This window comes from Halorubrum yunnanense (assembly GCF_026586675.1).
In the GTDB taxonomy this organism is placed as follows: domain Archaea; phylum Halobacteriota; class Halobacteria; order Halobacteriales; family Haloferacaceae; genus Halorubrum; species Halorubrum yunnanense.
Genome location: NZ_JAODIX010000035.1, coordinates 61993 through 75493, shown reverse-complemented (window position 1 = coordinate 75493; position 13501 = coordinate 61993). Strand labels below are relative to the sequence as shown.

The 13501-nt window shown below is 64.9% G+C and carries 12 protein-coding genes and 1 pseudogene; 9 read left to right on the top strand and 4 right to left on the bottom strand.

Going from position 1 to position 13501, the window contains the following annotated elements; translation table 11 throughout:
* Window positions 1-147 precede the first annotated feature (147 nt).
* Window positions 148-2610, top strand: a complete 2463-nt coding sequence (locus N5096_RS09815; protein WP_267664312.1) for a DNA topoisomerase VI subunit B — start codon at window positions 148-150, stop codon at window positions 2608-2610.
* Window positions 2610-3695, top strand: coding sequence for a DNA topoisomerase IV subunit A (locus N5096_RS09810; RefSeq protein ID WP_267664310.1), 1086 nt, complete (start codon window positions 2610-2612; stop codon window positions 3693-3695). Before N5096_RS09815 ends, N5096_RS09810 begins: the two co-directional genes overlap by 1 nt.
* Window positions 3696-3729: 34 nt before the next feature.
* Here the strand turns inward: N5096_RS09810 and N5096_RS09805 are convergent, their stop codons facing one another.
* Complete coding sequence (locus N5096_RS09805) at window positions 3730-3966, bottom strand: CDGSH iron-sulfur domain-containing protein (RefSeq protein ID WP_267664308.1); 237 nt, start codon at window positions 3964-3966, stop codon at window positions 3730-3732.
* Between the two features lie 105 nt (window positions 3967-4071).
* Between N5096_RS09805 and msrB the strand changes: the two genes are divergently transcribed.
* The gene (gene msrB, locus N5096_RS09800; RefSeq protein WP_267664306.1) at window positions 4072-4491 is read left to right on the top strand and encodes a peptide-methionine (R)-S-oxide reductase MsrB; all 420 of its coding nucleotides are present in this window, start codon (window positions 4072-4074) and stop codon (window positions 4489-4491) included.
* 21 nt (window positions 4492-4512) lie between these two features.
* On the opposite strand, the gene N5096_RS09795 is transcribed toward msrB, so the two are convergent.
* The gene (locus tag N5096_RS09795) at window positions 4513-5715 is read right to left on the bottom strand and encodes an acyl-CoA dehydrogenase family protein (protein ID WP_267664304.1); all 1203 of its coding nucleotides are present in this window, start codon (window positions 5713-5715) and stop codon (window positions 4513-4515) included.
* 202 nt (window positions 5716-5917) lie between these two features.
* Between N5096_RS09795 and N5096_RS09790 the strand changes: the two are divergent.
* The 6 genes and pseudogenes from N5096_RS09790 to N5096_RS09765 all read left to right on the top strand — a co-directional run.
* Window positions 5918-6232, top strand: a pseudogene (locus N5096_RS09790) (RNA-guided endonuclease InsQ/TnpB family protein); the annotation flags it as partial.
* 80 nt (window positions 6233-6312) lie between these two features.
* Window positions 6313-7545: a mandelate racemase/muconate lactonizing enzyme family protein gene (locus N5096_RS09785; protein WP_267664303.1), complete on the top strand. Its 1233-nt coding sequence runs from the start codon at window positions 6313-6315 to the stop codon at window positions 7543-7545.
* Between the two features lie 97 nt (window positions 7546-7642).
* Window positions 7643-8512: a universal stress protein gene (locus N5096_RS09780; protein ID WP_267664302.1), complete on the top strand. Its 870-nt coding sequence runs from the start codon at window positions 7643-7645 to the stop codon at window positions 8510-8512.
* Window positions 8513-8585: 73 nt separating this feature from the next.
* Window positions 8586-9650 (top strand): CNNM domain-containing protein, encoded by a 1065-nt coding sequence (locus N5096_RS09775; RefSeq protein ID WP_267664301.1) that lies wholly within the window; start codon window positions 8586-8588, stop codon window positions 9648-9650.
* Window positions 9651-9812: 162 nt separating this feature from the next.
* Window positions 9813-10673, top strand: a complete 861-nt coding sequence (locus N5096_RS09770) for a M48 family metallopeptidase (protein WP_267664413.1) — start codon at window positions 9813-9815, stop codon at window positions 10671-10673.
* Window positions 10674-10910, top strand: a complete 237-nt coding sequence (locus N5096_RS09765) for a DUF6199 family natural product biosynthesis protein (protein WP_267664300.1) — start codon at window positions 10674-10676, stop codon at window positions 10908-10910.
* 95 nt (window positions 10911-11005) lie between these two features.
* On the opposite strand, the gene N5096_RS09760 is transcribed toward N5096_RS09765, so the two are convergent.
* Together N5096_RS09760 and N5096_RS09755 are read right to left on the bottom strand one after the other, a co-directional pair.
* Complete coding sequence (locus N5096_RS09760; RefSeq protein ID WP_267664298.1) at window positions 11006-11464, bottom strand: DUF4112 domain-containing protein; 459 nt, start codon at window positions 11462-11464, stop codon at window positions 11006-11008.
* A 108-nt stretch (window positions 11465-11572) separates the two neighbouring features.
* Complete coding sequence (locus tag N5096_RS09755) at window positions 11573-12664, bottom strand: DUF7972 family membrane protein (RefSeq protein ID WP_267664297.1); 1092 nt, start codon at window positions 12662-12664, stop codon at window positions 11573-11575.
* Between the last annotated feature and the right edge of the window lie 837 nt (window positions 12665-13501).

Below are 13501 nucleotides of genomic sequence, written 5' to 3'. Positions count from 1 at the left end.
TGTCGGCGGGCGAACGGTGGGCGTCGATCGAAGCGCAGCGCATGACTGTCCGTGACACCGGTACGAGACGGCGTCTAACGCCGGTATCCACTTTCACCGCGCCGGCGGTGCGTTTTTAGGTGCCTCGGTGGAAGGGAGAGACACCGAATGACGTCCTTCCAGTCGACGATCGCCGACGGGGAGGGGATCGCGGAGGAGCTGGCCGAGGGCCAGCGCGAGATCTCCATCGCCGAGTTCTTCGAGAAGAACAAGCACATGCTCGGGTTCGACTCGGGCGCCCGCGGCCTCGTCACCGCCGTCAAAGAGGCGGTCGACAACGCCCTCGACGCGACCGAGGAGGCCGGCGTCCTCCCCGACATCTACATCGAGATCGAGGAGGTGGGCGACTACTACCGGCTCGTCATCGAGGACAACGGGCCCGGAATTACGAGGGAACAGCTTCCGAAAGTGTTCGGGAAGCTCCTCTATGGGAGTCGTTTTCACGCTAGAGAGCAGTCTCGCGGTCAGCAAGGAATCGGGATTTCAGCCGCTGTACTGTACTCTCAGTTGACTTCAGGCCAGCCCGCGAAAATCACCTCGCGCCCGAAGGGGCAGTCGCGGGCGCAGTACTTCGAGCTCATCATCGACACCGACACGAACGAGCCGGAGATCAAGGCCGACGAGGAGACGACGTGGGACCGCCCCCACGGCACCCGGATCGAGCTGGAGATGGAGGCGAACATGCGCGCCCGCCAACAGCTCCACGACTACGTGAAACACACCGCGGTCGTCAACCCGCACGCTCGGATCGAGCTGCGCGAGCCAGGGCTCGACGAGCCGATGAAGTTCGAGCGCGCGACCGACGAGCTGCCGGCGGAGACGGAGGAGATCCGCCCGCACCCCCACGGTGTCGAGCTCGGCGCGCTGATCAAGATGCTGGAGGCGACCGAGTCGTACTCGGTCTCCGGGTTCCTCCAGGGAGAGTTCACCCGAGTCGGCAAGAAGACCGCCGACAGCGTCATCGACAACTTCCGGGACGTCCACTACGGCCGTGAGCTCTCGTGGACGCCGCCGCGCGCCCACGACGACCGCGACGTCGCGGCCGCGGTCACCGAGGCGGTCGCCAACAAGGGGAAGGCGGCGACGTCGGCCTTCGCCGAGGGCGTCGCCGAGACGGTCGCGGGCAACGATCGGACCTCGCGTGCCGAGCTCGCGACGATCGTCGGCAACGTCGCCGAGACGGTCGAGGGCGACACCGCGAAGACGTTCGGCGGGACCGTCCGCGAGAACGCGGTCGACGCGGCGTGGCGAGCGATCACCGGCGTCGACGCCGACGGCGATGCGGACGAGGAGACTGATGAGAGCGCCGCCGGCGACGAGGACGCCGACTCTCCCCTGGTCGCCGACGCGTACGCCCTCGTCGACGAGGCGACCTCGACGCGGAAGGACGACGCCGCGGTGCAGGCGATGGCCGACGCCCTAACGCGCCGGTTCTTAAACCTCGACGGCGGCGCCTTCCGGATCACCCGCGACGACTTAGAGCGGCTCGTCGCCGACGCGGCGAACTTCGTCGCCGAGCAGCACGACGCGACGTTCGGCGAGACCGCCCGCGAAAACGTCGTCGAGGCGTTCTGGTCGCGGGCCCGCACGGTGCCGGACGACCCGCCGAAGGTCCGCGACATCGCCGGCGACCGCGACACGTCGGCCGACCTGTTGGCCGCGATGCGGACCACCGACATCCTCGCGCCGCCGACCGACTGCCTCGCGCCGATCACGGCCGAGCTGGTCGAGGCCGGGCTCCGCAAGGAGTACGAGGCCGACTTCTACGCGGCGGCGACCCGCGACGCCGAGGTCCACGGCGGCGACCCGTTCATCGTCGAGGCCGGCATCGCCTACGGCGGGTCGATCCCGGCGGAGGGGTCGGTGGAGCTGCTCCGGTTCGCGAACCGCGTTCCGCTCGTCTACCAGCGCGGGGCCTGCGCGACGACGGACGTCATAAAGCAGATCGGCTGGCGCAACTACGGGCTCGACCAGCCCGGCGGCTCGGGGCTGCCGAACGGGCCGGCCGTCATCTCGATCCACGTCGCGTCCACCAACGTCCCGTTCACGAGCGAGTCGAAGGACGCGCTCGCGAACGTCCCCGCGATCGAAGACGAGATCGAGCTTGCCGTCCGGGAGGCCGCCCGCGAGCTGAAGTCGTACCTCAACAAGCGGCGCTCGATGCAGCAGCGCCGCGAGAAGCAGGACGTGCTCGGCAAGATCCTCCCGGAGATGGCCGACAAGGTCTCGGAGGTCACGGGCCGCTCGCGCCCCGACATCGACGGCGCGCTCGCGCGGATCATGAACAACGTCAGCGTCGAGCGCGAGGTGTCCGACGGCATCGTGACGCTAGTCGTCGAGAACCACTCTGACGTCAACGAGCAGTTGGAGATCACCGACATCGTTTCGGCCGAGCCGACGGACCCCTCGGACGGGACGGTCGTCGACATGGACGGCGAGTGGTTCGTCCAGTGGAAGCCCGAGGTGCCCTCGGGCGACGAGCGGGAACTGACGTACGCGGTCGACGACGACGCCGAGTTCGAGGTCAGCGTCGGTGGCGTCGAGACGGAGAAACTCACGGTGAACACCTGATGACGACCGAAAGCGACGCACGAGACGAGCTGATCGACCTGGCCGCGGACTTCTACGACCAGTTCGCGGGCGGGTCGATCCCGGAGATGACGCTCCCGACCCGGACGAAGAGCAACATCGAGTACGACGCCGAAAGCGGCGTGTGGACCTACGGCGACCGCACGTCGACGCGCAGCGCCAACTCGGTGCGGGGCGCCCGCAAGCTGCTGAAGGCGGCGTACACGATCGAGTTCCTCGCGAACCAGCTCGACGAGGGGCGCTCCTCGACGCTGCGGGAGCTGTACTACCTCTCGGAGTCGTGGGACAACGACGAGGCGCAGTTCAGCTCGCAGGACGAGTCCAACGACCTCGTAGAAGACTTGGAGATCGTGACGGGGGTCACCCGCGAGGACTTCCACATGCGCCCGGAGGAGTCGGGCGCGACCCTGATGGGGCCGCTGGAGATCCGCGAGCAGACCCGCCGGGGCGAGCGGGAGATCCACTGTCAAAAGGACGTCGGCGAGGGCGGCTACCAGATCCCGAACAACCCGGACATGATCGAGTTCCTCGACGACGACATCGACTTCGCGCTCGCGGTCGAGACCGGCGGGATGCGCGACCGGCTCGTCGAGAACGGGTTCGACGAGGCGTACGACTGTCTCGTCATCCATTTAAAAGGCCAGCCCGCCCGGGCGACCCGCCGGATCACGAAGCGCGTCCACGACGAGCTCGACGTCCCGATCGCGGTGTTCGCCGACGGCGACCCGTGGTCCTACCGGATCTACGGCTCCGTGGCGTATGGGTCGATCAAGTCCGCGCACCTCTCGAAGTACCTCGCGACGCCGGAGGCGGAGTTCGTCGGGATCCAGCCCGAGGACATCGTCGAATACGACCTCCCGGCCGACCCGCTCTCCGACTCGGACGTGAACGCCCTCGAGTCGGAGCTCGAGGACCCACGCTTCCAGACCGACTACTGGGAAGAGCAGATCGAACTCCAGCTCGACATCGGCAAGAAGTCCGAACAGCAGTCGCTCGCGAGCCGCGGGCTCGACTTCGTTACCGACACCTACCTCCCCGAGCGGCTTGGAGAGATGGGCGTCATCTGATCGGGTCGGCGGCACGGGACAACGGGACTCCCCGTTACTCGTCGCCGTCGTCGAGCTCGCCGACCTCGCGGCGCTCGCCCTCGGCCTCGTCGTTCGCGTATTTATAAACGACGCCGTCCGCCTCGTCCGGGGTCGCGTTGTGCGACCCGTCACAGAGCGGCTTCGAGTCGGAGAGGCCGCACTGACAGACGTATATCTTGTCGTCGTCGCCCATGTCCGACTCGTCGAGTATCGCCGGCCCCTGCTCTTCGTGGGTGACTTCGCGTGCCATACGCGCCGGTCAACGCCCGTCCCAATACGGCTTGTGGCCCGATCGGGAGCGGACCGAACGCGCGACCGCCGGAACCCCCTTGAGCGTGGGCCCCTTACCCGCCGTATGAGCGAAACCGGCGGGCACGACGCGGCCGACTCCGGAGAACTGAGCGACGACGAGTGGCGGGAGCGGCTCTCCGAGGAGGAGTACCGCGTGCTCCGCGAGAGCGGCACGGAGGCGAAGTTCTCGGGCGAATACGTCGACCACCACCCCGACGACGGCGAGTACCGCTGTCGGGCCTGCGGGACTGTCCTCTTCGACGCCGAGACGAAGTACGAGTCCGGCTGCGGCTGGCCCGCGTTCTACGCCGCCGAGGAAGAGAACGTGACGACGACCGTCGACACGAGCCACGGGATGCGTCGCACCGAGGTCCGCTGTGCGGACTGCGACTCGCACCTCGGGCACGTGTTCGACGACGGGCCCGAGCCGACCGGCAAGCGGTTCTGCATCAACTCGGTCGCGATGGAGTACGACGACGAGTAACCCGGCGACGACGGGCAGCCCTCACATCCCCTCGTCGAGCAGCTCGCGGGCGACGATGTTCTTCTGGATCTCCGTGGTCCCCTCGTAGATCTGGGTGATCTTCGCGTCGCGGTAGAGCCGCTCGACGTCGTGGTCGTTGACGAAGCCGGCGCCGCCGTGGACCTGGACCGCCTCGTCGGCGACGTCGACGGCGACGCGGGAGGCGAACTCCTTGGCCATCGACGCGAGCGCGGTGAGGTCGCCGGACTCGTTGTCGACGGCCCACGCCGAGCGGTAGGTGAGCCAGCGCGCGGCCTCGGTGTCCGTGTGCATCTCCGCGAGCTTGTGTTTGATCGCCTGGAAGTCGCTGATCGGGCGGTCGAACTGCTCGCGTTCCTCCGCGTACTCCAGCGCGCGCTCGGCTGCGCCGCGGGCGATGCCGACGCCCTGCGCGGCGACCGCGGTGCGGGTCTCGTCGAAGAACTGCATGAGCTGGAGGAACCCCATCCCGCGCTGGCCGATGAGGTTCTCCTCCGGCACGCGCACGTCGTCGAACCGCAACTCGGCGGTGTCGCTCGCGCGGATGCCGAGCTTCCCGGTGATCTTGTCGCGGGTGAGCCCGTCGCGGTCGCCCTCGACGAGGATCTGCGAGTAGCCCGAGTAGCGGTCCTCGACCTCGGGGTCGGTCTCGCAGACGACGACGAAGTAGTCGGCGACGGTGCCGTTCGTGATCCACATCTTCGAGCCGTTGATCACCCACTCGTCGCCGTCCTTTTCGGCGGCGCTGCCGCTCCGTTCCGAGGCGCTTCGCGCCTCGCGTTTCTCGGCGCGGGTGGCGACCGAGGTCACGTCCGAGCCCGCTTGCGGCTCCGAGATGGCCGACCCCATCACCGCGTCGCCCGCGGTCACCTTCGGGAGGACGCGCTCCTTCTGTTCATCGGTGCCGAACTCCATCAACGCCTCGGCGCCGAAGCCGGCGCTGGAGACGCAGAGGCCGATTCCCGGGTCGGCGGCGAACAGCTCCTCGGTGAGGATCGCGTTCTCCACCGAGGAGTAGCCGACGCCGCCGTACTCGACGGGGACGTGCGGCGCGAGCAGTCCCATGTCGGCGGCCTTGTCCATGACCTCGTGCGGGTACTCCTCGGCCACGTCGCACTCGGTCGCGACCGGCCGGATCTCTTCCTCGGCGAACTTGCGTACCTCCTCGCGGAGCTGCTTCTGTTCGTCCGTTAGCTGGAACTGCATACCAGATCGTTTCGCGGAATCTATGATAATCGTTCGCAAATATTCAAAAATTCAGATCGGGTTTATAGTTCTTCAACAGCAGCGGTAGCGCGGAGTCCCCCTTCTCAAGGAGCGACCGAAGGGAGTGAGTAGGGAGGGGAGGAGCGCGTTCGTGTCAGTCACAAACACTATTTATAACTGCCCTTCTATTTATATTGAACGTGTGGCAGACGACCACGTGCGTCGGGCGGCAATCATTCGTCTTGAGGTTACGGACGAGCAACGGGACCTCCTCGAAGAAACGATCTCCGAGTGGAAGCGTGGATGCCAACTCGCCACGGACATGATGTGGGGCAAGTATAACGCGAAAAGCGACGTACAGCCCCTCGCTTACGACGACGTGCGAAAACATACCGACCTCAGGAGTCAGCACCCGGTTCTCGCCACCCACCAAGCAGCCCAAGCCATCACCGGCTGTCTCGAACGCCGCTCGAAAGGAAAGAAGGTCGGCAAACCGACGTTCACCGCACCCACAGTGAAGAATGTCGTATCACCGCCACCGATCAGTAACGGCGGTCGAGCATAAACGTTTACCCCGCTCCGAGTGAATCGTCGCTCATGAGCCGAAACTACGAGTCGCTCCACGACCCGAACGCGGAGTACACAATGCGGGAACTCTCCGCCGAGACGATGGAGGTCACGGGCTCGCGCGGCGGCGACCGCAATGTCGAGATCACGGACGTCCAGACGACGATGGTCGACGGGAACTTCCCGTGGACGCTCGTTCGCGTCTACACCGACGCGGGCGTCGTCGGCACCGGCGAGGCGTACTGGGGCGCCGGCGTCCCCGAGCTCATCGAGCGCATGAAGCCGTTCGTCGTCGGCGAGAACCCGCTTGACATCGACCGGCTGTACGAACATCTCATCCAGAAGATGTCGGGCGAGGGGTCGATCGAGGGCGTCACCGTCACCGCGATCTCCGGGATCGAGGTCGCGCTCCACGACCTCGCCGGGAAGATCCTCGACGTGCCGGCCTACCAGCTGCTCGGCGGGAAGTACCGCGACCGGATGCGCGTCTACTGCGACTGCCACACCGAGGCGGAGGCCGACCCCGAGGCATGCGCCGACGAGGCCGAGCGCGTCGTCGACGAGCTGGGCTACGACGCGCTGAAGTTCGACCTCGACGTTCCCTCGGGGCTGGAGAAGGACCGCGCGAACCGCCACCTCCGCCCCGGCGAGATCCGCCACAAGGCGGAGATCGTCGAGACGGTCACGGAGCGCGTGAAGGACAAGGCCGACGTCTCCTTCGACTGCCACTGGACGTTCTCGGGCGGCTCCGCGAAGCGCCTCGCGGACGCCATCGAGGAGTACGACGTGTGGTGGCTCGAAGACCCCGTCCCGCCGGAGAACCTCGAGGTGCAGGAGGAGGTGACGAAGAACACGACCACGCCGATCGCGGTCGGCGAGAACCGCTACCGCGTCACCGAGCTGCGCCGGCTCATCGAGAACCAGGCGGTCGACATCGTCGCCCCCGACCTCCCGAAGGTCGGCGGGATGCGCGAGACCCGCAAGATCGCCGACGTGGCGAACCAGTACTACGTCCCGGTCGCGATGCACAACGTCGCCTCCCCCGTCGCGACGATGGCGGCGACGCACGTGGGGGCCGCGATCCCGAACTCGCTGGCGATCGAGTACCACTCCTACGAGCTCGGCTGGTGGGAGGACCTCGTCGAGGAGGATGTCATCGAGGACGGGTACATCGAGGTGCCCGAGAAGCCCGGCCTCGGCGTCACGCTCGACATGGACGCCGTCGAGGCGCACATGGTCGAGGGCGAGGAGTTGTTCGACTGAGCGGAGGGAAGTCGTGCTCGCCTGACGCGGCCGGGCGGTGTTCGACGAAGCGTAACAAGCCACTTGAGAGTGATTCCCGTAGGTACTTGCGGTATACATGTACGAGGACATTCTGCTCCCGTTCGATGGAAGCGATGGGGCTGCGGAGGCATTGCATCACGCTGCTGAGATCGCACACTGGGCCGACGCCACGATCCACGTTCTGTTCGTCGCGGATACGAGACGCGATAGTGTCACGGTCGTCGAAACTCAGGTCGTTGACGCCCTTGTCCAGGAGGGCGAGGACATCGTCGAGGAAGCGGAAAAGACACTGGATACACTCGGCGTCGACTACGATTCCGACGTCGTCCAGGGGCATCCAGCGCCGACAATCGTCGAGTACGCCGAGCAAGACGAGTACGACGTGATCGTGATGCCGACCCGCGGTCGAGAGGGGGTGTCACGATACCTCATCGGAAGCGTCACGGAGAAGGTCGTCCGTTTGTCTTCCGTCCCTGTCCTCACAGCACGGATGCGGCCCGACGAACAACTGGTGTTTCCCTACGAGACCATCCTCCTACCGACCGACGGAAGTGCTGGTGCGGCCCGTGCTGCCGAGCATGGCCTCTCCCTGGCAGCGGCGCTCGATGCGACCGTTCACGTGCTGTCTGTCGTCGACGATACGTCGCTAGGTCTGGACGTTCGCTCCACGGTTTCGGGACGAGAACGTGAACAGGCAGCGACCGACGCCGTTGACGACCTCGTGTCCGAGGCAGAGACACGCGGCGTTTCGAATAGCGTCCGGCACGTCGAACACGGGTCCCCTATCGAGGTGATCCTCGACGCCATCGAATCGAACGATATCCACGCCGTCGTGATGGGGACGACCGGGAGACGCGGAAGCGATCGAATTCTTCTCGGGAGCGTCGCCGAGAAGACCGTCCGCTCTGCACCGGTTCCCGTCATCACGGTTGGACATAGGGAGTAGTGGTTCCGTGAGACGGCTCGTGACTATCGAATTTCCTTGCTTATTTACTGCGAGGGTTTAGTGGCAGGACACAATGACCCCGCTCGAGCTTAGCCTCCGCTTGGTCGCCGGTCTCGCTCTCATCTTGACCAACGGCTTCTTTGTCGCTATCGAGTTCGCGTTGACGCGCGCTCGGCAGTTCAGCGAACAGGAGTTCATCGATGGCACCCCGGCCCTCGAACGGGCGTGGGAGATGACGAACAACTTGGAGATCTATCTCACGACGTGTCAGGTCGGGATCACCGCATCCAGTATCGCAGTCGGGATCGTCGCTGAACCGGCACTGGCCGCATTGTTCGAGCCGTATTTCGCTACTACTCCGCTCGCGTCGATCAGTGCGGGGGCGATAATCGCATTCGGGATCATCAATCTCGTGCATCTCACGCACGGCGAACAGACGCCGACCTACCTCGGTGTCGAGCGCTCCCGGATGGTGTGCCGGTACGGAGCGACGCCCCTGTACTGGTTCAACTGGCTCATCTCCCCGCTCATTACGCTCGGCGACTGGGTCGCCAAGGCCACGCTCAAGCTGTTCGGTATCGAGATGACCGGGGCGTGGCTAGAAACCGAAGAAGAGGTCCTCGAATCACGAGCCCAGCTCCGAAACCGGTTGCACTCGCTATTGGAAGAGGGCGAACTCCCGGAAGAGCGGCGCAACGAAGTCCTCGGCGCACTCGACATCGACGAACTCTCGATTAGTGAGATTATGGTCCCGGCGGACGATATTATCGGGCTCTCGACCACCCGCTCGGTCGACGAGAACTTCGATCGCATCCGAAACACGCCACACACCCGGTTTCCACTGGTCGGTGAGGAACCGACCGACTTCCACGGAATTGTGTACGCACCGTCGATCATCGACCATTACGAAGACCTCGCGGATGGTACCGTCTCCTTCACCGAGATCGCGGCACCCCCGATGACACTCGCGGCGGAGACGAACGTCAGCGACGCATTCGATCAGTTCCAAGCCGAGGACCAGGAACTCGCGCTCGTCCTTGAAGACGGTGACGTCGTGGGACTCCTCACGGCGACGGACACCCTCGAAGCGGTAATGGGCGAACTTGAGGACCCCCTCGACCAGCAGGCATCGACCTGAATCGGCTAACGAAGGGTGCGAGGGTCCATTGAAACGCCCTCGACCGAATTACCCGATCTCGCGGCCCTCAGCCTGCTTACTGTTTTCGTCTTGTAGTAGCCGGGTTTATACGTCCGACTTCGTAATCCGCCCCGTATGAGACATTTCGGGCTCAAGATCCGGATGGCCGTCGTCGGTGCCATCCTCGCGGGATTCTACCTCGTCGCCGTCGCTGCCGCGACGGTGATGTACGGCCAGGGCGTCCTTCCGTTCGCCATCGCCGGAAGTGTCCTCCTCGTCGGTATCCAGTACAAGATCGGGAAGTGGGCCGCCTTACGGAGCGTCGGTGCCGAGGACCTCCCCGAGGACCAGTACTCGCAGATCCACCAGTTCGTCGAGCAGACTTGCCGCGACAAGAATATGGAGAAACCGTCGCTGAAGATCGCTAATATGGGCGTGCCGAACGCGTTCGCTGTCGGCCGCCGCGGCAACGGTACCGTCGTCATCTCCCGGGAACTCATCCAGCTGCTCGACCGCGACGAACTCGAGGGCGTCGTCGCCCACGAACTCGCGCACATCGACAACCGTGATGTCATCACGATGCAACTCGGGCAAGGCATCGCCTCGATCGTCGCCATCGTCGCGCAGTTCGCTATCCTGCTCACGGGCGATAACGACCTCGCGGACTTCTTCCTCGCTATCATCGTCGGTAACATCGTCCAGTTCGTCGTGATGATCTTCGTCCTCGCCATCTCGCGGTACCGCGAGTACGTTGCCGACGCCGATGCGAGACGTACCATTGGTTCCGGCGACCCGCTCGCCCGCGCCCTTGAGAAAATCGATCAGGGCAACCAGCAAGCCCGCGAGTCGGCCCAGAATGCCCAGCGAGGTCGTGGTCGTGCTCGCGGCGACCGGCGCCGCGACGCGAAGGTCGACCAGCAGGTGAGCGCGCTCTGCATCTCCAGTCCCGACCGCGGCTTCCTCCAGCGGATCGTCTCTACGCACCCGCCGATGGAGAAGCGCATCGAACGGCTTCGCTCGTAGATGCCTGGGGCACGCGAACTCCTTGCGGTCGTCCTCGGCGCCGCGCTCGGCGTCGCGTTCTTCGCTGCGCCGCGAACAATGCTCCGGCTGTCCGTGTTCGTCGGCCCGAACCGTCGACGCCGCGGTGACTACGGCACTGACGAACCGATTCTCGCCCGGTGGACGTGGGCCGCCCGTGGACTTGGTGTCGTCTGTCTCGCGATAGCTGCGTTCATCGCCTACCAGACGTACGCCTAACCACTCCGTCTACAGGTTTGGGAACGTGGGTCGAGGATCTGTGTTGGAATGTGAGTCCGCGTCGTCCGACGTTCCGTGTACTCCAGCGACTCCTTTCAGTCGTCAGATTCGATGGGGATGTCGACGCCGCCTGTCCCGCCGCCGGATCCGTCCGTCTCCAGCTCTTCGGCGAGGTCCTCCAGTGCGAGCGCGACGTTGCGCTTGTTCGCCTTCCAGAGCGCGTCGACCACGGTACCGACGTAGGGGATAGACCCACCCGCCACGTCGATAGTAATGTTAGCGAGCATCTTCACGAGCGTCCCGAAGGAGACTCCGAGGTACGCCGACTCGGCGACGATGTACAGGGAGAAGGCGCCACTCACCACGTCGCCAGCGACGGGGAGCACTCCCAGAATCGGGTCGACACCGATGCGGACGCCGATGCCGGGGACGCGCACACTCTCGTCGAGTACGTACGCGACCGTCTCCATCCGCTTGAGCGCGGCCTCGTCGACGCTCCCCGGTAGTTCACCGTCGTAGTCGACGTCGAAGCGAGATTTGAAATCCGCGGGCATGGAGGTGGCGATTTGGGTGGGAGACCTAAAGCCTGTGTGGTGGGTGTCATCCCTTTGTCAGGCCCATTCAGTGGCCATCGGTGGGAGATCGAACGGCTGACGCCCGCGCTACTCACTCTCGTCGTCGACGCCCGCGTTCTCCCCAGCCTTCGCTTCGGTTTTGCCCCAGTCGAGGTCGCGGGACCGGTCAGTTTCCCGGAGGATGAACGGCCCGATGGAGAGCGTGCGCTTCGTCACGGTGACGATGCGGAGGATGTAGGACAACAGGAACGCGAACGGCAGCAGGGAGACGGCGACGCCCGCGCTCGCCACCAGGACGAGCGGGCGCACGCCGAACACGGTCGCCGGGAACAGCCCGGGTTCGAGGTAGACGACGCCCGCGACCGCCGTGATGAGCGCGGGCACGGACGCGTACAGCATCGTCCGGGAGAGGTCGATGAGCGCCCACTGGAAGTACAGCGTCTTGAAGTGCTCGCGCCCCGGCCCGAACAGTTCGAGCGCGTCGATGAGTTCCTCGAACGCCGCGAGAGCGTCCTCGGTGAGCACGTCCTCGTTCTCCGCGCGGATGCGGCGCGCTGCGTACAGCTTCCACGAGTAGTTGTAGTTCAGCGCGGAGAACACCACGTCGAACTCCCCGAACTGGGCGTCCTCGAGGCCGTTCTCGACGGCGTTCGCGTTCTCCTTGACGCTCTCTGTGAACGCGGCCACCTGGTCGGTGAGGGCCTCGTCGTCGATGTCCTGGATGGCGTCCGAGACGGCTGCGGCGCGTCGCCTCGTGAGTTTCACGAGCGACCGGAGGAACGCCGAGGGTTGGGCGGGACTGACGGGCTCCTCGATAACGTCCTCGACGTCCTTCCGGAACGCCATCGCGCCCTCCATGCGTTCGCGCTGATCGCCGACCGGCCCCAGTTCCTGAGAGAGGACGAGCTGACTGAGCGCGAGCACGAGCGTGACGCCCGTGATAATAGACGTTAGCAGCCCCTGAAACAGCGTCTCGATGGGGTCCCCCTGGCTGAACAGCGCCGGCGCCTCGGTCGGGTGGAGGTGCCCGATGATGACGAGCGCGAGGAATACGCCGCCCGAGATCCCGGCGGCGACCAGCCACCGGTTCGCGTTCAACAGTAGCCAGAACACCCGACTGTTCTCCGGCACGCGCTCCCGCATCGTGTCGCTCGGGCGGCCCCCCTCACTGTCGCTCATACTAGCCGTATTCCGCTCACATTTAAAATGCTTGAGGAGTCACAACCGATGGGAGCGGCCGCGCGGCGACTCTCGGGGAGGTCACTCTGGCTCTGCGAGAGGCGGCACGCGAATGCAATACGGAGGCGGCCTCCTGGGCGCCCCTGAAGGAGTGCAAAACCTCAGATATTCCCCTCGTCAGCGACAACCTCGCGGCATGGCTGAACACTGCGATAAGTGCGGGACCGAACTTGACCCATCGCAGGACCGCCACCAGCAGTACCAAATCGAGCACGCATCGGATTCGGTCGAGACGCTGGAGGGTCGTTTGTGTTCGGATTGTTTCTGGGAGTTCAAAGAGTGGCTCGAAACGGAGCAGGTCACTTGACATCCTCCTCCGCGTAAACGCGGAGGAATCCCGAGCGGTGGGAGTTTCAGGTTTGTAGTCCAATCACCGGACTACCAGCCCTTTCGGGCACGGGTAGTCCCACAGCGTCGGACTGGTGGACTGCTGGCCATGCCAACTGGCCGTTACCCCTATCCTCGGTCGTGTACGGCGTCTCAGTGTTGTTTTTGCCACAGGGACGCCAGCAGGCGTCAGCGGACTCGGGGGTACCTTCTGACTCGCTTTGAGCAGTCGGCACAGACACACTCTTCTGGAATGTGCGTTCACCGACTACCCTTTCGGATACTGTCTCATTGCGCGGGTGGACAGGCCACCTCCGAAGGACGGCTCGGAATCCGCTCCGTTCCGACCGATTCCTACCTACCGATAGGATTTCCTGTCGCTTAAACGCCAGTATTCTGAAACTCAAAGTGCTGTCGAACGTGGATACTTTCCCCAAGTGACGGCGCGTA